General features: G+C 43.2%; 16 protein-coding genes, 1 rRNA gene and 1 pseudogene. 7 read left to right on the top strand and 11 right to left on the bottom strand.

What is annotated here, in order from left to right; genetic code table 11:
- Positions 1-94 (top strand): 5S ribosomal RNA (rrf, locus tag V7K46_RS32175); the annotation flags it as partial.
- Positions 95-185: 91 nt separating this feature from the next.
- Positions 186-701 (top strand): DUF29 family protein, encoded by a 516-nt coding sequence (locus tag V7K46_RS23095; protein WP_335117182.1) that lies wholly within the window; start codon positions 186-188, stop codon positions 699-701.
- A gap of 103 nt (positions 702-804) precedes the next feature.
- Here the strand turns inward: V7K46_RS23095 and V7K46_RS23090 are convergent, their stop codons facing one another.
- The 4 genes from V7K46_RS23090 to V7K46_RS23075 form a co-directional block, all read right to left on the bottom strand.
- The gene (locus V7K46_RS23090; RefSeq protein WP_335117176.1) at positions 805-1,215 is read right to left on the bottom strand and encodes a hypothetical protein; all 411 of its coding nucleotides are present in this window, start codon (positions 1,213-1,215) and stop codon (positions 805-807) included.
- Positions 1,216-1,315: 100 nt separating this feature from the next.
- Positions 1,316-1,726, bottom strand: coding sequence for a hypothetical protein (locus tag V7K46_RS23085; RefSeq protein ID WP_335117174.1), 411 nt, complete (start codon positions 1,724-1,726; stop codon positions 1,316-1,318).
- Positions 1,727-2,643: 917 nt separating this feature from the next.
- On the bottom strand, positions 2,644-3,438 hold the full coding sequence (locus V7K46_RS23080) for a peptidylprolyl isomerase (RefSeq protein ID WP_335117172.1): 795 nt from the start codon (positions 3,436-3,438) through the stop codon (positions 2,644-2,646).
- A gap of 423 nt (positions 3,439-3,861) precedes the next feature.
- Complete coding sequence (locus V7K46_RS23075) at positions 3,862-4,236, bottom strand: c-type cytochrome (protein ID WP_273762279.1); 375 nt, start codon at positions 4,234-4,236, stop codon at positions 3,862-3,864.
- A gap of 210 nt (positions 4,237-4,446) precedes the next feature.
- Here V7K46_RS23075 and petG point away from each other — a divergent pair, with 210 nt between their 5' ends.
- Complete coding sequence (gene petG, locus V7K46_RS23070; RefSeq protein ID WP_335117170.1) at positions 4,447-4,560, top strand: cytochrome b6-f complex subunit V; 114 nt, start codon at positions 4,447-4,449, stop codon at positions 4,558-4,560.
- A gap of 104 nt (positions 4,561-4,664) precedes the next feature.
- On the opposite strand, the gene rsmD is transcribed toward petG, so the two are convergent.
- Together rsmD and hisH are read right to left on the bottom strand one after the other, a co-directional pair.
- Entirely contained in the window at positions 4,665-5,210 is a 546-nt protein-coding gene (rsmD, locus tag V7K46_RS23065) for a 16S rRNA (guanine(966)-N(2))-methyltransferase RsmD (RefSeq protein WP_335117168.1), read from the bottom strand.
- 94 nt (positions 5,211-5,304) lie between these two features.
- A complete protein-coding gene (hisH, locus tag V7K46_RS23060; protein ID WP_335117166.1) occupies positions 5,305-5,940 on the bottom strand; it encodes an imidazole glycerol phosphate synthase subunit HisH in 636 nt (211 codons plus the stop codon).
- Between the two features lie 76 nt (positions 5,941-6,016).
- On the opposite strand from hisH, the pseudogene V7K46_RS32170 reads away from it, so the two are divergent.
- The 4 genes and pseudogenes from V7K46_RS32170 to V7K46_RS23045 form a co-directional block, all read left to right on the top strand.
- Positions 6,017-6,448, top strand: a pseudogene (locus tag V7K46_RS32170) (peptidase C15); the annotation flags it as partial.
- A gap of 324 nt (positions 6,449-6,772) precedes the next feature.
- Entirely contained in the window at positions 6,773-8,140 is a 1,368-nt protein-coding gene (locus V7K46_RS23055) for a DUF3370 domain-containing protein (RefSeq protein WP_335117164.1), read from the top strand.
- A gap of 261 nt (positions 8,141-8,401) precedes the next feature.
- Positions 8,402-8,839: a response regulator gene (locus V7K46_RS23050; RefSeq protein WP_335117162.1), complete on the top strand. Its 438-nt coding sequence runs from the start codon at positions 8,402-8,404 to the stop codon at positions 8,837-8,839.
- A 247-nt stretch (positions 8,840-9,086) separates the two neighbouring features.
- Positions 9,087-9,425 (top strand): hypothetical protein, encoded by a 339-nt coding sequence (locus V7K46_RS23045; protein WP_335117161.1) that lies wholly within the window; start codon positions 9,087-9,089, stop codon positions 9,423-9,425.
- Positions 9,426-9,540: 115 nt separating this feature from the next.
- On the opposite strand, the gene V7K46_RS23040 is transcribed toward V7K46_RS23045, so the two are convergent.
- From V7K46_RS23040 to rpoB, 5 genes are all read right to left on the bottom strand, one after another.
- A complete protein-coding gene (locus V7K46_RS23040) occupies positions 9,541-10,494 on the bottom strand; it encodes a putative 2-dehydropantoate 2-reductase (protein WP_335117159.1) in 954 nt (317 codons plus the stop codon).
- A 323-nt stretch (positions 10,495-10,817) separates the two neighbouring features.
- Positions 10,818-12,143: a hypothetical protein gene (locus V7K46_RS23035; RefSeq protein WP_335117157.1), complete on the bottom strand. Its 1,326-nt coding sequence runs from the start codon at positions 12,141-12,143 to the stop codon at positions 10,818-10,820.
- Positions 12,144-12,683: 540 nt separating this feature from the next.
- The gene (locus V7K46_RS23030) at positions 12,684-16,727 is read right to left on the bottom strand and encodes a DNA-directed RNA polymerase subunit beta'' (RefSeq protein ID WP_335117155.1); all 4,044 of its coding nucleotides are present in this window, start codon (positions 16,725-16,727) and stop codon (positions 12,684-12,686) included.
- 127 nt (positions 16,728-16,854) lie between these two features.
- On the bottom strand, positions 16,855-18,732 hold the full coding sequence (locus V7K46_RS23025; RefSeq protein ID WP_335117152.1) for a DNA-directed RNA polymerase subunit gamma: 1,878 nt from the start codon (positions 18,730-18,732) through the stop codon (positions 16,855-16,857).
- A gap of 97 nt (positions 18,733-18,829) precedes the next feature.
- Positions 18,830-22,129 (bottom strand): DNA-directed RNA polymerase subunit beta, encoded by a 3,300-nt coding sequence (gene rpoB / locus V7K46_RS23020; protein WP_335117150.1) that lies wholly within the window; start codon positions 22,127-22,129, stop codon positions 18,830-18,832.
- Between the last annotated feature and the right edge of the window lie 200 nt (positions 22,130-22,329).

The raw sequence follows: 22,329 nt of genomic DNA, 5'->3' as shown, positions 1-22,329 counted from the left end.
CCACACTGAACCCTTCCCGAACTCAGAGGTGAAACGCTGCTGCGGCCACGATAGTTTAGGGGTAGCCCTACGCAAAAATAGCTCGATGCCAGGTTCTATAATTTAAATAAAACCCCTAAGCTCATATCACAGCTTGGGGGTTTTTGTTTATGCTGAATTTAGTATTGGATAAATCAGTATCACTTATGACTCAAGAACTTTGGGATTTAAGAAAGTCTATTCTTGATGGACGTTATGACGACGCTTTGGTAATTGTTGATGAGCTAGAGTTGATGAGTCGAAAGAGTTATATCCGAAATATTAGGAGTTTCCTCATCAGACTCATGATTCATTTAATTAAAAATCAGGTTGAACAGAGATTAAATAATTCATGGGCAGCTTCTATTGAAGGTTCGATTTTAGAAATTCAAGATTTAAATTTACAGGATAATAAGACTTCTCATTATGTGAAGCAAGATGACTGGGAAGATTTGCTGGATACTGCTTTTTATGCAGCAATAAAGCCAGCATCTGCTGAAGTTTTTGATGGTTTGTATACACCTAAGCAACTGGAAGCAATGGTAGAAAAATCACTGATTGTCTCCATAGCAAAAAAATTTTTAAATTTGACTTATACAAATTCACAAAAGTCTTTACCTGGTGCTATTGATGAGATGCTGAGTAATTTACCTGGTGGGCAAGAGTGGGAAGAAGGTAAGTAAAAATAATTATGTGAGGGATTTGTAGTAAATTTATTAGATTACTCATTATCACCCAAGACAGAATATGCTTTGCTTCAGCAGCTAGGTTTAGGCTGCTACTATTTTAACTTAACTCTGCGCCCATCTGTCTCAACTGATAAAGATATGTGATTGCTTTTTCTAAAGATTTATGTAATTCCTTAACATATTCAGTTTCTTGTTCATACTTCGCTTTGGTACTTGGTGGAAGTTCAGGCTCTGAGTCTACACCAGATAGCTCCCACAATCTCTCAAACAGGTCGTTTCTTATTGCTAAAAGTAATGGTTCTATCACAAAATATTTATTTGATGAGTCAGATGAATAGGATAAATCTGCTAACTTATTGCAAATTTCTTTGAGATATACAGAGTATGAAGAATTTCTGTGTTTAAAGGATAATTGATAAATTTTCTCCTCTAGTGATTTATAGATAGGACGGCTGTCATATTTTGTAAGTATTTTATCGGTTTCTTGACTCTGTTCTTTGTCAGACATTGTTAGACATCCCCTTACTGGTTTTACTTAAAAATCTATCTGAGGGATAAGCAGTAGAATTAAATGCTTCAATATTCTCTTCCAATATGAATGAAAAGCATTACTCCACAAGATAAGGTAGTCCTACATCGCGACCTTGGAGGGGATAATCCTGAATCGAGTAATCATTACCAAGCTTACCAACAGTGATCAACCCTTCACTGTATCTATGTAATTTTCCATTTGAATTCAAGAAGTTCAAGACATCATCAGCAACATTGCTAGGCAGCTTTATGGACAATGTTGATTTATCTATAAAGCTTAATTTAGTTGGAGAAACAGCAAAGTCCACTAAGATTATCCCACTGTGTCTCTTCGCCCAAAAGCCTCTTTTGAGAATTGCCGAGTTATCCTCCACATATTGATGCAACATAACCTCTGTAGAAGTTACTTCTGGTACTTCATGCTCAGGATTTGTTCCATATCCCCACTTACGTTGCTCTCTATTTTCAAGGGAGTTAAAGATATCCATATTTTCAATTTAGATTGAGAAAATCATAGTCTATTTGAGATTATACTCAGTGAGTATTCTTGTCAACAATGCTAAAAACACTTATATCGAGATTACGGCAAGATTGAGGATATTCAAAAGTGATATCTTCACACACCTTTGCAATCGCCTACTCTTCCACTACTTCAATCAAATCTTCAATTGATACACCAAAAGCACGGGCTATTTTTTGAACAGCAGTCAGATCAACCATATTTATCCCCGGATGGTCGGGCGTAACTTTTCACTGTGTTGTAGTTTACTTTGGCACGTTCAGCCAACTCTTTGATTGTCCAACTTCTTTCTGCTACAAGTTATCTAATCTTTAGTCTAACTAGCCTTATTTTTATCTTGACAAAGGCGAGATTCAACTTTTTAAATAATTAATGAGGTGGAATTCCACCTATAGTATGAATAACATCAAAAGCGATCGCTCGTCCAGGCTGGGAAACTATTTTGGGAGGCTCCGCCTCGTCTTATCTTGACCAGAGGCAGAGCCTCTTGGAACTCGTTCCCAGTCTTCAGGCTGGGAACAAGGTTACACAAGCCTTTCGGCTTTTCTTAGTGCCATTCGGTTATAGCGTTTGTCCCAGATTGCGAACCGACAGGTCGGCGCTTCGCTATCGCAAGCGTTGCGAATTAATCTTCAGTATTGGTTGACCATTTGCTACCATCCAAAACTTGATTTTTCTCAAACCCTTATGACTACGTTATTTACCAATTTCTCTAACTTCAAAAAAAATGGGCGAACCGGGAGTGAGCAAATGTGATTGATCACTTCACTCAACCTTCTCAATTTAGCCAAGTTCAGTAGAAAGCGATTCAAAAATGACTCTTCATATACATCTGTGATCGCTACCTTCGGTTTTGAAGCCAACTATGGGAGATGACTCCCATACTTAGGTTAAAGGGTTATCACTTTCTCCCTGTTGTCCCGTGCCGCCCTCCCCTCGTGGTGCAGACATGATTTTCTTTTGCTGTTCTTGTAGCCAGGTTTCAAAGAGTTCATTCAGTAGTCGTACCTTCATAAATTCATCCAGTTGTGCGGGGATAAATTTTTCCAGCCGCAAAATCACGAACCAGTCGGCAATGCGGGTAGGGGGCAATATTTGACCTGGTTGACTGCTAGAGAGCATTTGCACCATTACAGGATGTAGTGCATTCAGTTCAATCGGGCCTACTAAGCCTCCTGTTTGGGCTTCTGGCCCGAGTGAATATTCACGCGCCAAGTCAGCAAAAGAGTTTTCTTTTGCCTGAATGCGGAAGTAAAGTTCTTGGGCTATTCCCACATCCTGGGTTCGCAGTAGAGAATAAATTACTTTGTCTAGTTTTGCCTTGGACTGAAAAAAGTAAGATTCCAGTTTATTACCCCAAGTGGCTTGCTTGAATTTTTCAATTTTAAGCTTACGAGTGATAATAACTTCTAGTTGTTCGGGAGTCACACCTTGATGTGCCATCCAAGCCTGGATGTCTTCTTCATTTTTGAATTGTTTTTCGGCGTAAAACTGCTGTTTAGCTTGGGCTACTTCCTCAGGTGTACATATTGCTACGTTCGCGGAGCGTGAGCTTTGATCTATCGCTTCATCAAGGATCAATTCCCGCTGCAACTGTGGCAGCATTTGGTAACTTGCCAGTAAGGAAATCAGTTCACTAGCTGTGATTGTACGATTACCGATTTGGATCGCTTCAGTCATTAGCTTTCAGGCATCTCAAGAATATCTGGTTTGTCAAACAAGCTGTAACATAGCCCATTCACTGGGACTTTTTGTCTTAGTCCCACCGAGTCAGGTATGTTAACCTTACTTTTGCAATAATTAAATAGTGATTTGCTAACACACTTTAAAATATACAGTTTATATAAGTTTTTATCAAAGATTCTACGTATATAGGACCAGATGTGAAGACGTTCAACTTGTATGACAACGCCTGAATGACGGTTTTGTAGATACTCTAAAGAATGCTCAAAGACGATGTCTGGTGACAAGCCACGCTTGTCTTGCATATCTAAAAATTCTCGTCGTCTGTTAACAGTTATCAGAGATAGAAAAAGGCAGCATTGGGTGTGCTGCCTTTTTCCATGAGAAATTTATGTATCCTGTAACCAAAAATTCTAACCTCTACAACAACTTTAAATAGTTCAAAAGATCCGCCATTTCTTGTGCACTAGGCTGGAATTTGGGCATTGGCGGTGTTTCACCACTGATTACTTGGTGAATCAGTCCATATTGAGACTTGTGCTTTGAAACAGCTTGCAAACTGGGGCCTACTCGCCCGTCTGCTTCCAAGCCATGACAACCAGCACAGTTAATTTGAAAAATAGCGTGTCCTTGAACTGGGTTTCCTGTTAGGGACAGAACACTCTTGACGTATGGATCGGAGGCTTGAACCAACTGAACACCAAAAAAGCCCAAAGGGACTGCTAGCAGTATGGCCAGCGTCAATAAAACGATGCGCTGAATCAAAATTTCAGGTTTGGTAATCTGGTTATCCAAAAGGTTTGCGGTGAAAGTTTAGGTGTGCTAAAAAGTTTTCATTTCCTACACATAGCTTAAAAGTTCTTGATTGTGTCTGCAACCACAGAAGATAATTTTCTTGTGGGCAGTCATCCTCCAAAAAGGCTGTAGAGCGCAGGATTCATACCAAATTTGGTAAAATCAAAAATAGGAAACGAATATTTAATAATTACGAAGAGGAGATTTACGGTGGTTGAACCCCTGCTATCAGGTATTGTCCTTGGTCTAGTTTTCGTCAGTCTCGCCGGACTGTTTTACGCTGCCTATAAGCAATACAAGCGACCCAACCGGTTGGGGGGGTGAGAAGTGTTGAGTTATGAGTGTTGAGTTATGAGTGGGGGAGATAAAGGGGACAAGGAGGACAAGATACAATTTTCTCCCCCTGCTTCCCCACTCACCCTCTTCTCTCATTCTAAAATTCTGTAGAAAGTAAGTGATGTGTTGCCATAAACTTTGTTGCGGCAAATTTCCCAAGCGGAAATCTCTGGCGGTGTCCAACCTTGTGAGCCGTGTTCAAGTGCGATTTCGCCGCTAGGATCTAAAAGCTGATAGTGAGCGATCGCTTCTAAAACTGGCTGGTACAATCCACTGGCATAAGGTGGATCAAAGTAGATTCTATCAAATTGCTTGCCTGATAAGGTCTTTAACTGCTGGATAATATCTCCCCACAATACCCGAAATTCTTGCTCGGCATTAGCAACCTGCTGCCAATTTTGTTGAATAGTAGCACAGGCTCGGCTCGATTGTTCAATTCCCACTACTAAGCTGGCTCCTCTACACAAAGCCTCTGCACCCATTGAACCAGTACCGGCGCACAAATCCAGCCAGCGACAACCTACTATTTCTCCCTGCCAAATATTAAAAACTGCTTCTCTGACTCGCGCACTGGTGGGTCTAGTTTCTTTTCCTGGTAAAGTTTTTAACTGGCGATTGCCGTAAATTCTCAAACTCATAATCGATTAGTCGTTAGTCATTGGTCATTAGCCATTTTCATTTATTAACAAATGAAAAAGGACAAATAACAAAAGACAAATGACGAAAATAGTATTAGGCAGGAATTTTTTCGCGGACTTGAGCAACAAAATTAGACAGGATTTGCAATCCAATATTAGAGGATTTTTCGGGGTGAAATTGGACTGCAATCAGGTTTTCGTGGGCGATCGCAGCTGTGACGGTTTGAGTCCCGTGGGTGACAGTTGCTGCACGGATTTGCTCTTCTATGGGGTCAACATAGTAAGAATGGACAAAATATACCCAAGGATCGGATGGTAAATGCTCCCACAAAATACTTTTTGGCTGAGTCACTTCCAGTTGATTCCAACCCATGTGAGGAATAGTGATGTCAGGTTCTGGACGAAACCGCCGCACTTTTCCTTTAATAATTCCTAGTCCTGGTTGGGTACCTTCTGCACTTGATTCAAAGAGAATTTGCAATCCTAAACAAATTCCCAAAAAAGGTTTACCAGATGCGATCGCTTCTTTAATAGGTTGTTCCAAACCACGCGATCGCAAGTGTTGCACTGCTGGATCAAATGCTCCCACTCCCGGTAGGACTATTGCATCTGCCTGCTCTAATTCCTTTGGAGAATAAGTAACATTAGGAGTTCCCCCAGCTTTTTCCAAGCCTTTGCAGACTGAGTGCAAATTTCCCATCTCATAGTCTACGACTGCAATAACTGGCATTTACCTGCTCCTTGTAAATTTATTATGGAGGGTTTTTCTATTCTAAATAATATTTCTATTCTAAATAATATTTGTTATGAATAAAATAATTCTATTAACTTCCTTTGACACTTGCTAAACGATCAACTGTCAAATTCTTCTGATGAATTTATTACTAGAAGTTACAAAAGTTGAGTTGTGATACCTGATGACTTAACTTTTTTGCGCCAGTTACCGGTAGATGTGCAACTTGCCAGTCATCAGGTAATTGAAAAAATCAATGCAATCCAACCTGATTAGATCATCTGTTGTGGCATGGCTGCAAGCCGTACATAATTAAGTGTGCAAGCCGGTGCTAGCTGTAAAGAAATTATTTTGCAGACAGAAGTCGATTTAGAGAAATTAGTGATGGGAGCATTGGCAATTCAGATTAGCTATGATTGCGGTAAATTTGTTTGTAAACACGAGTGCGGATGCACTAGAAGGTGTTTACTATTCAGTATTGGACTACTTAAGTCAATCAATTTTGGATAATGGAATTGACGATAGCGTAGCGTAAAGCCTGCGGCATGGCTTCTCTACAAGAGGCTGCACCAACGCTTAGAGCGAGTCCGCGAGCGTATAATTGGATTTGTTTTGCCCACGGTTGGACGGGGCATGAACCAAAAAATATCTATTATCTAAAATTGGCACGGTCAAAGCCAACTCACGGCGCGTTGTATCTTTGTTCACGTTCCGGTTCTCAATCAAGAAAATTTGATGGAAATTCTTGCAGATTTTTTATTAATTATTAACAAATTGGCACTTTTATAAACTTATTAGTGTCTGTGATACTGAAAAAATATTGAAGTGTATGTTACCATTGCTACTGATTTTGCTAATTGCTCAATCAATTCCTGCTACACCACCACTTGAAGAAGTCCTGCAACCACAAGAAGTGCGTCCTTTACCAGGCAAGTTGGATACAGTGCCAACGTTTAACAGCAATAGTCCAGAATTGGTCTTGAAAGAAGGAATTTTACTCTCCACTTTTCCACCAGATGGCAAAAAAGTGCCAACAGCGCATCTGAATTTTCCCTTTCAGGGACGATTTGATATTTTTGCCCATCATGTTGCTAAGGCTGAACCATCAGAGAATTTGCGTTCGCTGTATCTAGGAATAATTTTGCATAACCCTGGTTCTGAACTAGTGAAGATAAATATTTTGCAGGCGGCGAGTTATTTGAGTCAACCAGATGCACCATTTATTCAGTTACCATCCTTTACCCAAAATCTTTTAGGTACAATTTTTGCCGGACCAGGCGATCGCGTCATGTCTGATGTTTTAAGGGGACGGCGACAAGAGATTTTTCCTGCCCAAATTGAGATTCCACCAGGGCAAAGTCGAATGTTACTCAATCTGCCAATTCCTGTGCAAGGACTGACACCACCCGTGAATGGTCGGTCTACATTGATCCGATTGCAAAGTAATGGCACTGTCTATGCAGCTAGCCTAGCCATGTTTGCACGGGTGAATCCCGATGGCAGTGAGCGATTACCTACTTTAGAAGAGTGGCAGAATTTACTAGATAATGGTGATTTGGCTGGGCCACGGGATAAAACTGCTACTCCCTTAGAGGAAACTGACAAACCAAGAATTTATGGGCGTGTTGCTGGAGTGGCTGGTGGTTCACGATGGAGAGCCTTATTAGTAGATAATCCTAAAGCTAGGTATCTGACTATTCCCCAGCCTAGTCAAGTGTTTTCCTACGCTCTGAGTACCCTGCATGGCGGTACGTTAGGAACTGGTCAAATTCAAAGTGCACCCATGCTGGTGCGTTATCCTGACACCGCATATCGCGCTCATGGCAACTATGGAATTCAATATAATCTAAAGTTGCCGTTATATAATAATACTCAAAGTTCTCAAACTGTTAGTGTGTCGATGCAAACGCCACTAAAAGAGGAACAGTTAGGAAAACCAGGGTTACGCTTTTTGAGTACACCAGCCCGTGAAGTATTCTTCCGAGGCACAGTTCGGGTACGTTACAAAAATGACCTTGGTCAGCTGCAAACGGAGTTTGTACATTTGGTACAAAAGAGAGGTCAACCAGGAGAACCGTTAGTTTTATTAAATATGAAAGCTGGCGATCGCTCCTTAGTAGAAGTAGATTTTCTCTATCCACCGGATGCCACACCACCGCAAGTCTTAACAGTGTCAACTCAAGCTGCACCTCAGTAATGATTCATAAGTAATGGGTAAGAGCTTTTCTTCAATTACCTATTACCAAAAAATATTAGTCAGATCATTCACAAAGTCTTACTGTTTACCAACTTGGCGCGGCTCGAAGGCACAACAAGGCGGTCAATGTTGCTCCATGAATTAACTTCTTCATATTGATAAGGCTTTTCATCCCAAGTTTGTGTATTTAGGGTGAATACTTATTCTGCTCCATGCGTTGCAATATAAATAGCAGACTATAGCAGGCAATAAAAGGACGGCATGGGAACCGATCAAAAAATCAATCAAGAAACTGAGTTAAATTCGCTCCAGCTCCTTATTGGAACCCTGATTTTACTGGTAGAGGATGAGCCAGATATTGCAGATTTGCTCATCTTCATTTTAGAAGCAGCTGGTGCAGAGGTGATGGCTTTAACCGATGCAGAAGAAGCCCTTGCCTTGGTAGAATCGCTTCATCCTGATATTCTGGTGTGCAATGTGAAGTTGCCTGATCATGATGGAAATTGGTTAATTGAGCAAATTCGAGTGCATTCTTGCCTATCCCTAAGACAATTACCTGCGATCGCTATCACTTCTTATACACGGGAAGTCTCAAGTTATAAGGCTTTGAATGCTGGTTTTAATCGATTTCTAGTCAAGCTTGAGAGTCCAGAGTCAATCGTAGGTGAAATTGTTCACCTGCTATCTACCGATCTTTAGATATAAATACTCGGTCTTGATCCATTCCTGAGAGGTTAAGACAAGATTACTTTTGTCAATTAGTAACTCTAAGTAGGTGGGCGTTAAAAAATACAACTAGATTAAGAAATGTAAATTGCTTAAAAGCTTATATTAAAAGCGTTATTGGTGCTTTATATAATTTTACGTAGTTTGGTTTAATTGTGCCTATCTACTTATTTAAAATGTGTTGATAAATGGGATATTAAATTAACGTGAGCTCGACGGGTTGAAGAAGGTACAAAAAGATTTATCAAAATTTAAGTTAGGTTTGTCAACCGAATATTTTCTTCATATAGGCTATCCCATTAAGCATATTTCTTATCAAAATTGGCAGTCACAGCTTAGTAACCAAGCTCGTTCGCAATCAAATCCTTTATATCCTCTTTTGCCTTTTTTTCTCAAAAATTCTCTAGAGCATCAACAAGCTAGAGAACCAAAAATTAGCTGTCAAGCAACGCAGACCGCACTGGCAAAAAGTTCGATTATCTGTCCTCCAGTAGATACTAAATTGCTGAATACCTATTTTGACTACTTTATTAGTAGTGGTTTTTTGGATGTGAAATGATGAACATTACTAAAACACTTCTTTGTGCCTTTGGAATTTATCCTGTTGTGTTTAATGACAACGGCGATAATTGTTGAGTCTTGGCGTTGGACAAAGTGCAGAGTAGCAGAAGGAATTAAGCATTTTGGCGTTCCACTCTTCTAATCTCATCCAAAAACTTTAGCTGCTGGTATATACAGCTAATCTGCGGTAAATCCACACCCCTAGAATGCGCTTTCCGTAATGGGTTCCCAAAAATTGCTTCTACTTCCAAAGACCGTCTTTCGTCGTAGTCAATTTTCATGCTGGTACGATAAGGCTTCATCTTCACGGTGTAATCTAGCATTGTTTGAATGAAGCTATCAGGAATGATGCGTCCGCAACTAAAGGAACCTGCTGCAACTTCATACATCAACTGTTCAACTAATTTGCGGGTGTGGACATAGGACATTAATTCATCTGTTCTAGCGTTGAGAATTACAGACAGTCCATTATAGGGAATATTCCACACCAATTTTTTCCATCGCCCTAGTAATAAGTCTTCAGTTAATTCCATTGAGATACCAGCACTCTTGAAGTCATCGGCAATTTGCCGCATCTTATCTGTAATCCCAGTAGGATCATAGCCAGAAGCATATCCTCCTAGTGTAATTTGTCCATAGTCGAGGTGGCGGATATGTCCTGCTTCGACTTTATTGGAACAGAGAAAACACAACCCACCAATAATGCTGACATTGCCAACTATTTTGGCAACTTCTTCTTCCACCGCCAGTCCATTTTGCAATACCAACACTACCCCATCATCCCTGACGAGTGGCGGTAACATCTGCGGCAATAAATGGTTTTGTGTCGTCTTTAGTGCTACCACCACCACATCGCATTGTGGCATTTTTTCTACATCATTGTAGGCATTGACTTGAGTCAAGGTGAAATCACCATCTTTTGACTCAATAACCAAACCAGATTTACTAACATATTCATAATCACTCTTCAGCAGAAAGTGGACATCTAAACCAGCTTTTTGCAGTTTGGCACCATAAAAGCCACCTAATGCACCAGTTCCTAGAATGGCGTAACTACGCTCGGACATTTTGCTAACAATGAGATTTTTCTATGATGATCATAAGGCGAATACGTCGCACACATACAGCCGAGGGTAATCTGGTCAAAAATTATTTGAAGAATTATATGAACCAGGGTTGCAGTTAGTTACCAAATCAAAAAAGAACATGTTGACTAATAGTTGATGTTCTTAATCTGTCAAGAATGGTCTTAATCTGGTTTTTGATACTGATATTTACCAAATAGGCGCTAGGAGCGCATAGCTAGCTGTACCCTCCTACAAACGACTCTGCTTTGGAAACCATACAACCCTAAGTGATTAGGGTGAGATGTTGGATATATTTGTTAACTTTATTGAAAACCCTTTGTTGGCTTTTTTTGCCCCTTACCCTTGGGCTTAGATTTATTAACTTCTCCTAAAGCTTCTTGAAATAAGTTGTGTAGATGTATAGGAACGCTAGCTATTTCTGGTAACTCTGGCTCAATAGGTTTGTTGAATTCTTGTAAAAGTGCGTCTAAGTCACTTTCAAGGCTAAATGGACGTTGCAGATATTTCTGTAATACCCTTTCTAGCTGAGTTGGATACTGTTGCGCTAACCGATGCCAGATAAAAGCGTTAATACTTTTATCTTCGAGGTAATACCGAATTAATTTTTCAGCCCCTTCAATACTTTCCCAGTCCTCTGCTGATAAAATTGCTTGTACTTTACTATATGTTGGTAAAAATATTTGTCCCCAACGAGGATCAGAAAGAGCCGTTACCTGTTCTGCTTTTTTGAGTTCCGCAGGTAAATCAACCTTGGGCATAACCATTTTGCTATTGCCACTTTTGCTGTTAAACATCTGAGAAACTACGTTTGAGTCAGCACCAAATTCTTGTGCTGCTGCTTTGATTTCCTCATCTGTAATGCCAGCTGCTTCTGCCACTTCAGCCAAGGACTTGGAAGTATCAATTCCTGCTGCTGCAAAGCTTTTTTCAGTGATTAATTCTTGGAATTGGGCTATTTTTTTATTAAGCTGGTATCCCGGCAGTGTGATTTCATCAGTGCCAAAAAAGTCCACAAACTGCTGATGATATTGTGCTACTGACTCCCAAGCCTCTTCTAGCAAGTCTGGAGCATCGCTGTAAAGATTACTTTTATAGTTTTCTTTGAAATTACCAATTGCTACAGCAAGTTTTGGTTTACCCAATTTACCCATCATTGTGTAGGGGCCAGAAAACATCCAGTAGCTGTCCGTAACGGGAGAAATGCGAGTTAGTAAGATTTCTCCTACTTTCAACCGAGATATTGCCTGTAGTGTTTGGGTATTGTTTGGCTTAACGATGTAGCGTTTATCTGTCAACCAGTTCGTTAACTCAAAGCCATCAGGTAGGATATTACTAATGGCAAATAAGCCAATAAAACTATGATGCCAGCTTTTGATCAGGTTGCGATCGCTCCCTTCTAAATCTGGATGGCTTTCGATAAACAACTCTAATGGTGACTTCTCACCGACTTTCCCTACTGTCAAAAAGCTATCAATGATTAAGTCCTGCTGCGTACTATCCCCACTTCCACGACGCAACTGTGCTGCTGCATAGGTTTCGAGTGCTTGTGCCAGTTCGCCTTCTGCATCAAGAACAAAATCAACTAAGGCTTGTTTTAATTGGTGCGATCGTTCTAATATAACATCCACAAGTTCATCTCTCGGTGCAACAGATGTAAATTATAGCTTTTGAGAGAATTGCTTGTTTGATAATTTAGCAACTTCCCTATGGAAACTGCCATATCTCCTCTAAAAGTTTTCAATAAGCACATTTTATTCCAAATTAGATGATCTGACGCTGCTGGCTCCTACCCTGCAAAGTTCCCTTGGGAGATGTTTACTGTGTCAAGTTTAAATTGATCAGTAGACAAGACTTTAGTCCTGAGAAAATAAGGACTAATATCATTTCACTTTGAATAATGATACAAATACGTTGGTAAGGGCATGGCAATGCCATGCCCCTACAAGAAATCTATCTGTATCAGGGTATTTCGTAAATTGGTATAAAGTCCTGACTACAAACCATCAATCAAAACTAGTTTGACAAATCACTACTAGGTAGAAAGCCAAAAACCAGAATCTTGAGGATTTAAAAATGTGTTTTTAGAAAGCAAAATAAAAAGGCAAAAGAAAATCTTCTTTTGCCTTTTTACTTTTTACCTTTTAATAGAGACGCAAAATTTCAAGTCTCTATTCCTCGTCGAAATCATCTTCCTCGTCTTCCTCTTCTTCCTCGAAATCGTCCTCATCTGCTACTTCATCGGCGATTAATTCATCGTCGTCATCTAAAATTGACCTTTCTGCACGTCTGCTACCAAAACCAGATTCCCCAAGAGTAGGAGAATCTAAATTATAGGTGCGAGCAGTACGGTCATCTAAGACCATATCCAGGGGATCATCAACTTCATCCAAGACACCATTGCTAATCTCAGCAGCATAATCATCGATCGCACCGGGTTCATCATAGGTATTGTACCCAGTACCAGCCGGAATCAATCGCCCGATAATCACGTTTTCCTTTAATCCACGTAGCCAGTCAGATTTACCTTCGATGGCTGCTTCGGTGAGTACCCGTGTTGTCTCTTGGAAGGATGCGGCGGAAATAAAGCTGTCGGTGTTCAACGATGCTTTGGTGATACCCAATAAGACTGGGGTATACTGTGCCCTAGCACCGCCTGTAATTGCCATAGCTTCGTTCACCTGCTCAACTTGGCGCAGTTCCACCAATTCGCCAGGAAGCATTGTGGTGTCACCACCATCATCAATCCGGACTTTGTTGGTCATCTGGCGAACAATAACTTCAATATGCTTATCAGAAATATCAATTCCCTGAGATTGATACACCATTTGCACTTCATTCACCAAGAATGTCTGTACCTTCTGCAAAGCATAGCTAGCACAAGCATAAACTCCGTCTTCGGAACCCAGGCTAAAGAAGATTTCCAAAATTTCGTGGGGGTTGGATGGACCATCTGTCAACGGTTGTCCCGCTAACACAGTTGCTCCATCTGGCACAATCAAATTTTGTCCTGGTCCTAGAGGATAATCAGTGACCACGCCATTTGATTCTACGACCTTGATGGCGATCGCTTCATCACCATCGCCGTAAACTACCTTAACTTCACCCGCCCGCCGACATAAAATGCACGCTTCTTTGGGTTTACGAGCTTCAAGCAGTTCCTCAATTCGGGGCAAACCTTGAATGATATCTCCGGTTTTGGCGCGTTCAAACACCAACAACACCAAGTTATCACCCCGTTGTACCAAATCGCCGTCTTCTATCTGCAACACAGCACCAGGGCTGACTCGATAAGGGCGACCGATGCGGGTAGTAATAACGTAGTTTTTAGTACTCAGAGCTGATTCCCCACCAGATGCAGCAGCGGCACTTTTAATATCCACTACTTGCCCTGATTCTGGGGCAAAAGCTCCCGCAGCAACTTCTGTACCTTCTACTAGCAAGTCACCCACTTTTACTTTGGGCTGAGTACTAGTATTGGTTGTAAGCATATCGGTGTGGCGCAACACCAAACAGCGACGCACGTTTTCGGTTCCTTTTTGCACACCCCGCACTATCCCCCCTTCTTTACACAAGATTTGGGTCCGTGCTACCACAGATCCAGGGGCGATGGTAAGCCCATCTTCTACTTCAAGTGTTGTCTCAGTGCTACCTTGGGTGGCATCAGCGGTAATATCTCGACGAATTACCAAGGACTCCAAAATCACCAGTTGTAAGCGCTGAACTTCTGGGTCTTCAGTATCCTGTACCAATTCAATATCTGCTGCTAGGGGCGAAGCATTGTGGTCTTGTTCCCCTTCTTGCTCAATTTCCAGAACTAACTGGGTTCGCAGCAGTTCCACACCTTCAACAGACTTGACGCGTTCCGAATCTTTGTAAGGTAGTCGCTGCACAGCCCGCAACTGAATCGAACGCCCAGTTTTTTGACTTACTGATGTAGTTGATGGCACGTCTGGATTATCCGGTACGGCAAACTCAACTACCGGACGACTTAACAGGGCAGGGCCTTCTGGTGTCTCCACATACTGGATATAGCGTAATTCTGTGGCGACACTGCCTTGAAATTCCTCGCCAGGTTGGATGAAGGTATTATCTCGCCCGATGACTGCTTCTGGATCATCCACCATTAGCAGTTCTCCTGGCTTAACCACCACTTCCCGCAGGATGTCGTTTTTCTGGGTGACTTCTACCACACCGCTGTTTTGGCAGAAAATATCTTTTACTACCTCGGTGCCAGCTTCCACAAATTGACCGTCTTCCACCAACAGCAAGGAGATGTCTTTATTAACTTCGTGACTTTCTTCGGGAATCCACAAAAGGGTACCGCCCTGCACAACTTCATAACCCAGCTTGGCTTTGCCTTTTTTCTGGACTTCTACACCCGCGAATTTCAGGAATCCACCAGTAGTTGTGCGATAGCGGTCATCAATTAACTCAGCTACCACTTGACCATTTTGCACTTTTGTGCCTGGTGTCGCCCGGAGGTTAAATACCTGGTTGTTGCCAGTGGAGACTAAGTAATTATTGCGACCTTGAGAACTTTGGACTGTCACCGTTGCCTGGTCTAAGACTACAGAAGCGGTAATAATTTCAATTTCCCTAGTACTTTTTCCTGGGGTAGCTTCCGGCAAGCGCACCACACCGCCGTGCAAAGTGGTTAACTTGGTTTCTGCTAAAACTCCATTAGAGGCGATCGCATCACCATTTTTCACCACCAATTCTGCACCAGGCGGCAAGTTGTAAACTTCCCCAGACAAAATCCAAATCAAACCACCCCGTGCAGCTGTGGTTGTAGTATTACCTTGACGGTCGGTTTTTTGTTCTGGAACAACTTCGGCAAATTGCACTTCCCCTGCTAAGTCAGAAGCAACATCTTTAACGGCTTTTTCTGTATTAGTCCGAGTTGTGCGTCCACCAAGAGCAACCTCTGCCAACAACTGTCCTTGTTTTACCTTATTTCCATCAAATACATATAGTGTTGAACCTTGGGTAAGATGAACCTCTTGATTCTCTGGGGTAACATCACCTACTTTTGTTGGCTCCAAAAGCAGGATGCCATTAGCCTCAACATACAGGGCATCTTCCCCGTGGCGGGTACGATATGTTCTGGTTTTCAGTTTGCGGGGAAGCTTGACAGTCCCATCGATTTTAGAACGAACTTGTTGCGCCACTTCCCCAGTAAACACACCACCTGTGTGGAATGTCCGCATGGTTAACTGGGTACCAGGTTCGCCGATACTTTGGGCGGCAATAATCCCCACTGCTTCGCCCAAATCCACCATTTTGGCGTGGGCTAAACTCCAACCGTAGCAGTGTTGACACACTGAACGTGCAGCTTCACAAGTTAGGGGACTCCGCACCACAACATCTGCCACCCCAGATTTTTCAATTTTCTTCGCCAAGTCCTCAGAAATTGGGGAATTGCGTGGTGCAATTACTTCTTTTGTCACTGGATGCACCACATCTTCGCCAATTACCCGTCCCATCAAGCGGGTTGCTAGAGGAATTAAGGTTTTGGCACCTTCTGTCATTGGTCCAATGGTAAGACCTCTGGTGGTGCCGCAGTCAAATTCCCGAATAATTACATCCTGGGATACATCCACTAATCGGCGGGTGAGATAACCAGAGTCAGCCGTCCGCAAAGCAGTATCCACCAATCCTTTTCTGGCACCGTAAGACGAAATAATGTATTCCGTCACAGTTAGTCCTTCACGGAAATTGGTTTTGATCGGCAAATCGATAATTTCCCCTTGAGGATCTGCCATCAGTCCCCGCATCCCCACCAATTGCCGGACTTGTGATATATTACCCCGTGCCCCGGAGAATGCCATCATGTATACGGAGTTCAGGGGATTAGTCTTCTTGAAGTGGACGACGACTTCATCTTTCAAGGCTTCACTGGTACCATTCCAGGTATCGATTACCTTTTGGAAGCGTTCTACTTCAGTGATTTCTCCCCGTTGGTAACGGGTTTCAGTGGCGCGAATTTCTTCTTCAGCTGCTTCTAAGAGCAATCGTTTAGTTGGTGGCACCATTAAGTCATCGACACTGATGGAAACCCCTGCTTTGGTAGCGTAGCGAAATCCTAAATCTTTGAGTTTGTCCGCCATCACTGCGGTTCGCGCCGTACCATAATGCGTAAAGGCCCAAGAAATTAATTTTTGCAGTTGACTTTTGTTAACTACGCGATTGCGAAAAATCATTTTTTCAGTCATTGATCATTAGTCCTGAGTCATCAATAATCAATAATTCATAATTCGTAATACTCGCCAGAGGCGAGAAGCAAGCTACGTAATTCGTAATTGAAGAATTAATTACGAATTACGAATTAGAAATTACGAATTAACTTGCTAGTGCTTCCTGAATGGCATTATTGTAAATAACGCGACCAGGAGTTGTGTATATATACTGCGAAAGTACATTGCCTTTAGCGTCTTGCCTGACTCGGCGGAACTTATAGAGTAATGTCCGGCTACCATCATCGTTTTCCGTCACTTTCACGGGTTCTGTATCCGGTTGGTCTGATTCTATTTCACCGTCAAACCGCACATAGATATAGGCGTGCAAGTCAATTTGCTCTTGCTGGAAAGCCATAATCACATCCTCTAGCGAAGAAAAGTACTTTCCTGCACCTTTTATCGCACCGGGATTTTCTGCTGTTAAGTAATACGCTCCCAACACCATATCTTGGCTAGGCGTGATGATGGGTTTACCCGTGGCTGGTGACAAAATATTGTTAGAAGCCAACATCAACAATCGCGCTTCAGCCTGACTTTCTAATGACAGCGGGACGTGTACAGCCATTTGGTCGCCGTCAAAGTCGGCGTTAAATGCTGGACACACCAGAGGATGCAGTTGAATTGCTCTACCTTCTACCAAAATCGGTTCAAAAGACTGAATACCCAAGCGGTGCAATGTTGGTGCCCGATTTAGCATCACCGGGTGGCCTTCAATCACCTCTTCCAGCACATCCCAAACACTGGGGTCATTGCGGGATATCAGTTTTTTCGCAGCTTTGATGTTATTCACCATACCGCTACGAATAAGGCGGTTAATCACAAATGGTTGAAATAGCTCAATTGCCATTTCTCTAGGCAAACCGCACTGGTGAATTTTCAGCTTTGGCCCGACCACAATTACAGAACGTCCAGAGTAGTCAACCCGTTTACCTAACAAGTTTTGTCGGAAACGTCCTTGCTTACCCTCAATAATGTCGGACAAAGATTTTAGAGGTCGGTTATTTGCCCCTACCACAGTGCGTCCCCGACGACCATTGTCAATCAAAGCATCCACTGCTTCTTGCAGCATCCGCTTTTCGTTCCGCACAATAATTTCTGGTGCCAAAATTTCTTGCAAGCGTGCCAAACGATTGTTGCGGTTAATTACCCGCCGATACAAATCATTTAAATCGCTGGTAGCAAACCGTCCACCATCTAGTTGCACCATTGGGCGCAAGTCGGGGGGAATCACGGGAATAACTGCCATTACCATCCATTCTGGTTTGGAACCAGTGGCGATGAAGTTGTCAATCACCCGCAATCGCTTAATTAGCTTGGCCCGCTTTTGTCCCTTAGCGTTGCCAATTTCCTCACGTAGGCTTTCCGCTTCTTGCTCTAAATTAATATCGGCAAGCAAGCGCAACAATGCTTCAGCACCAATACCTACCTCTACGCCTTGCAGCACAGAATCTTCGCTATAAATTTGGTCTTCTATTTCCAACCACTGGTCTTCACTCAGTAGCTGTTTGTAAGTTAAAGTTTCGGCATTACCTGGACTCAGGACAACATAAGAGTTGAAGTAGACAATCTGCTCGACATCCCGCAAGGGCATATCCAACAGGATGGAAATATAGCTAGGAATGCCTTTGAGATACCAGACGTGAGCTACTGGTGCAGCGAGTTTAATATAGCCCATGCGGTGGCGACGCACCCGTGACTCGGTGACTTCTACCCCACAGCGCTCACAGACAATACCTCTGTGACGGACTCTTTTATACTTGCCACAATGGCATTCCCAATCTTTCGCGGGGCCAAAGATGCGCTCACAAAATAAGCCATCCATCTCTGGCTTGAGAGTTCGGTAGTTAATCGTCTCCGGCTTGGTAACTTCACCGACTACCTGACCATTGGGCAATGTTCTTTCGCCCCACTGCCGAATGCGTTCAGGGGAAGCCAAGCCGATTTTTACGTAGTCAAACTGATTAGTTTGGGCAGGTCTCATACTTAAATACTGAGTTCCGAGTTATGAGTTTTGAGTATATTTAGTTTTAAGTTAGAAGTTAGGAATTGTTAACTCCTAACTTTTCACTCCTCACTCTCTATTCGTCATCTTCCAGCGATTCGCGGGAAAGAGATTCATAGGTGGGTCGAGGAGGTGTGCGCCGGGCTGATTGGTCTGCCATCAAATCGACTTCCACATCTAGGGAACTGCCGTCTGCTTGGGTTTCTACTTTGTGTACGGCAATGTCTAACCCCAATGATTGCAACTCGCGCATTAGCACCTTAAAGGATTCTGGGGTTCCAGGTCGAGGAATTGCCTTACCTTTAACGATCGCATTTAACGCTTCATTCCGTCCTTGCATATCGTCAGATTTAACTGTGAGCAATTCCTGTAAGGTGTAAGCTGCACCAAAGGCTTCCAATGCCCACACTTCCATTTCTCCAAACCGCTGACCACCTTGTTGTGCTTTTCCACCCAAGGGTTGCTGAGTTACCAGTGAGTATGGACCTGTGGAACGGGCGTGAATCTTATCGTCTACCAAATGCACTAGCTTCAGCATGTAAGCTACACCGATAGTGATTGGTCGGTCAAAGGGTTCGCCTGTACGACCATCAAACACCATGATTTTGCCTGGATCATCTGGGTTATATACCCAGTCTTTGCCTGTTTCGTCTCGTGCTTCTTGCAATTTGCCATGCACGATTCGGCGAGATGACTCTTCACCGTACATTTCGTCAAAGGGAGTAATCTTAAATCGTACTCCCAAGGTCTGACCAGCCCAACCCAAGAGGCACTCAAATACTTGTCCAACGTTCATCCGACTGGGTACACCCAAGGGGTTAAGTACAATGTCTACTGGTGAACCATCGGGCAAATAAGGCATATCTTCCGCTGGCAATATCCGAGAAATAATCCCTTTATTACCGTGGCGTCCTGCCATTTTGTCACCAACTTGGATTTTCCGCTTTTGGGCGACATATACCCGGACTACCATATTGGCTCCTGGTGGCAGTTCATCGCCCTGTTCACGAGTAAACAAGCGCACATCAACTACGCGACCTTTTTCACCATTTGGTACTCGCAAGGAATTGTCGCGCACATCGCGCGCTTTTTCACCAAAGATGGCCCGCAACAGTTTTTCTTCTGGCGGTTGGTCAGATTCTCCTTTGGGGGTGACTTTTCCTACCAAGATATCTCCAGCTTCTACCCATGCCCCAATGCGAATGATTCCCTGTTCATCCAACTGACGCAAGGCATCTTCCCCGACATTGGGAATTTCTCTGGTGATTTCTTCTGGCCCCAGTTTCGTCTGTCTAGCTTCAATTTCATATTTTTCAATGTGAATTGAGGTGTAGACATCATCCTGCACCAGTCTTTCAGAAATTAAAATTGCGTCTTCGTAGTTGTAGCCTTCCCAAGGCATATAGGCAACTACAATATTTTGTCCTAGCGCCAATTCACCGCCTTCGGTGGAGGAGCCATCAGCCAGCACCTGACCAGCAACAACACGTTCACCAATGCGGACGAGAGGTTTCTGATTTAAACAGGTGTCTTGGTTGGAACGTTGGTACTTGGAAAGGGTGTATTTAATTTCGGGGGTTGCGGCTTTCGGACGCACACGAATTTCTGTAGCATCTACATAGGTGACATCGCCATCGGTGCGCGATACAACCACCATCCCGGAGTCTCTTGCTCCTTGCGCTTCCAAACCTGTACCCACCAGAGGACGCTCTGGCTTGAGCAGAGGTACTGCTTGCCGTTGCATGTTCGACCCCATCAGCGCTCGGTTAGCGTCATCATGCTCCAAGAAAGGAATCATGCTGGTCGCTACCGATACAATCTGTACTGGAGATACTGCTACGTAGTCCACCTGTTCTGGTGTTGTGGTGGAAAATTCTTGACGATAGCGGACTGGCACTTGCGGCCCAATAATATGCCCGGTTTCATCTACAGGAATATCTCCTGGAGCAACCCGCAGATCATCTTCTTCATCGGCTGTCATGTAGGCTGGAGGCTGGTCAAATCTGACTCGCCCATTTTCCACAGGTCTAAATGGCGTTTCTAAGAAGCCGTACAGGTTCACCCGTGCATGGGTTGCCAAGGAGCCAATCAATCCGGCGTTGGGGCCTTCTGGTGTCTCAATCGGGCAAATGCGTCCATAGTGACTAGGATGAATATCCCGTACAGCAAACCCAGCGCGTTCGCGGGTTAAACCACCAGGACCAAGGGCACTCAGACGGCGTTTGTGGGTCAGTTCTGCCAGAGGATTGGTTTGATCCATGAACTGACTTAACTGGCTGGAACCAAAGAATTCTTTAATTGCTGCTACCAATGGTTTGGGGTTCACCAAGGAAGCGGGGGTTAGTACTTCTGCATCGGATACAGTCATCCGTTCCCGAATAATTCTCTCTAGGCGGTTTAAGCCTACCCGCACTTGGTTTTGCAGTAATTCCCCGACGCTTCTCACCCGGCGATTACCTAAATGGTCAATGTCATCGATATTACCAATGTCATATTCTAGGTTGATCAAGTAATCCACGGCTGCCAAGATATCCCCAGCAGTCAACACCCGCATTGTGTCTGGGACAGAAAGGCGCAATTTCTTGTTGAGTTTGTACCGTCCGACGCGACCAAGGTCATAACGTTTCGGGTCAAAGAAACGAGAGTCTAAGAGCTGTTGTCCACCTAAGACTGTGGGTGGTTCACCAGGACGCAGTTTTCGATATAACTCCATCAGGGCTTCTTCTTCAGAGAATTGCCCTTCTTTTTCGATGGTTTTTTGGAAATATTCTGGATGACGTAAGGCGTCAAAGATTTCGTTATCTGATAACCCTAAAGCTTTTAAGAGTACCTGGGCTGAGAGTTTGCGGGTTTTGTCGATGCGTACCCACACCAAATCGTTACGGTCTGTTTCAAATTTCAGCCATGCTCCCCGGTTGGGAATTAAGCTAGCTGAATAAGTCCGTCGCCCGTTTTTATCTATTTCTGATTTGTAATAAACCCCTGGCGATCGCACTATTTGGTTGACAATTACCCGCTCGGCTCCGTTAATAATAAACGTGCCGCGATCAGTCATCAAAGGCAAATCTCCAATAAATACCTCTTGCTCTTTGATTTCCCCTGTTTCTTTGTTAATCAGGCGTGTAGGGACATACATTTGAACGGCATAGGTACTGTCCCGCCGTTTGGCTTCTTCGACGCTGTACTTTGGCTCCTTGAGTTTGTAGTTATGACCCAAAAAGTGCAGTTCTAGTTTGCCCGTATAATCTGTAATAGGACTAAAGGAGTTAAGTTCTTCTATCAGCCCTTCTTCCAAAAACCAGCGAAAGCTTGACCGCTGGATTTCAATCAAGTCGGGCAACAGAAAGGCGGGTTCCATATATGTTTCTTTAGTCATGCCTCTTCCTTTGTCAACCTGGTAAAATTTTCCCTTGGACACTGCTGTTTGACGCTTCCCATTGCTAGCCAGTGTCCTTAGCTAGTTTGGGAACTTCTTACACACTTGCTATTTACAGGTGTGGGCAAACGCAGCGATTAAAGCTGGAATGAGCAATTTGGACAAGGGGCTACCCTAATCGGGTACTCAGACGCAAAAAA

This window comes from Nostoc sp., from assembly GCF_036917395.1.
Lineage (GTDB): Bacteria > Cyanobacteriota > Cyanobacteriia > Cyanobacteriales > Nostocaceae > Nostoc.
Note: the sequence above shows the minus strand (reverse complement) of the source record. Positions and strands in the feature narration are given on the sequence as shown.

What these genes read in the sequence shown, in the direction of transcription:
- V7K46_RS23080 (WP_335117172.1), bottom strand. Translation starts at nt 3,438, where the DNA reads ATGACTGAAGCGATCCAAATCGGTAATCGTACAATCACAGCTAGTGAA.
- rsmD (WP_335117168.1), bottom strand. Translation starts at nt 5,210, where the DNA reads ATGAGTTTGAGAATTTACGGCAATCGCCAGTTAAAAACTTTACCAGGA.
- V7K46_RS23085 (WP_335117174.1), bottom strand. Translation starts at nt 1,726, where the DNA reads ATGGATATCTTTAACTCCCTTGAAAATAGAGAGCAACGTAAGTGGGGA.
- V7K46_RS23055 (WP_335117164.1), top strand. Translation starts at nt 6,773, where the DNA reads ATGTTACCATTGCTACTGATTTTGCTAATTGCTCAATCAATTCCTGCT.
- V7K46_RS23025 (WP_335117152.1), bottom strand. Translation starts at nt 18,732, where the DNA reads ATGAGACCTGCCCAAACTAATCAGTTTGACTACGTAAAAATCGGCTTG.
- V7K46_RS23040 (WP_335117159.1), bottom strand. Translation starts at nt 10,494, where the DNA reads ATGTCCGAGCGTAGTTACGCCATTCTAGGAACTGGTGCATTAGGTGGC.
- rpoB (WP_335117150.1), bottom strand. Translation starts at nt 22,129, where the DNA reads ATGACTAAAGAAACATATATGGAACCCGCCTTTCTGTTGCCCGACTTG.
- V7K46_RS23030 (WP_335117155.1), bottom strand. Translation starts at nt 16,727, where the DNA reads ATGACTGAAAAAATGATTTTTCGCAATCGCGTAGTTAACAAAAGTCAA.
- hisH (WP_335117166.1), bottom strand. Translation starts at nt 5,940, where the DNA reads ATGCCAGTTATTGCAGTCGTAGACTATGAGATGGGAAATTTGCACTCA.
- V7K46_RS23090 (WP_335117176.1), bottom strand. Translation starts at nt 1,215, where the DNA reads ATGTCTGACAAAGAACAGAGTCAAGAAACCGATAAAATACTTACAAAA.
- V7K46_RS23050 (WP_335117162.1), top strand. Translation starts at nt 8,402, where the DNA reads ATGGGAACCGATCAAAAAATCAATCAAGAAACTGAGTTAAATTCGCTC.
- V7K46_RS23095 (WP_335117182.1), top strand. Translation starts at nt 186, where the DNA reads ATGACTCAAGAACTTTGGGATTTAAGAAAGTCTATTCTTGATGGACGT.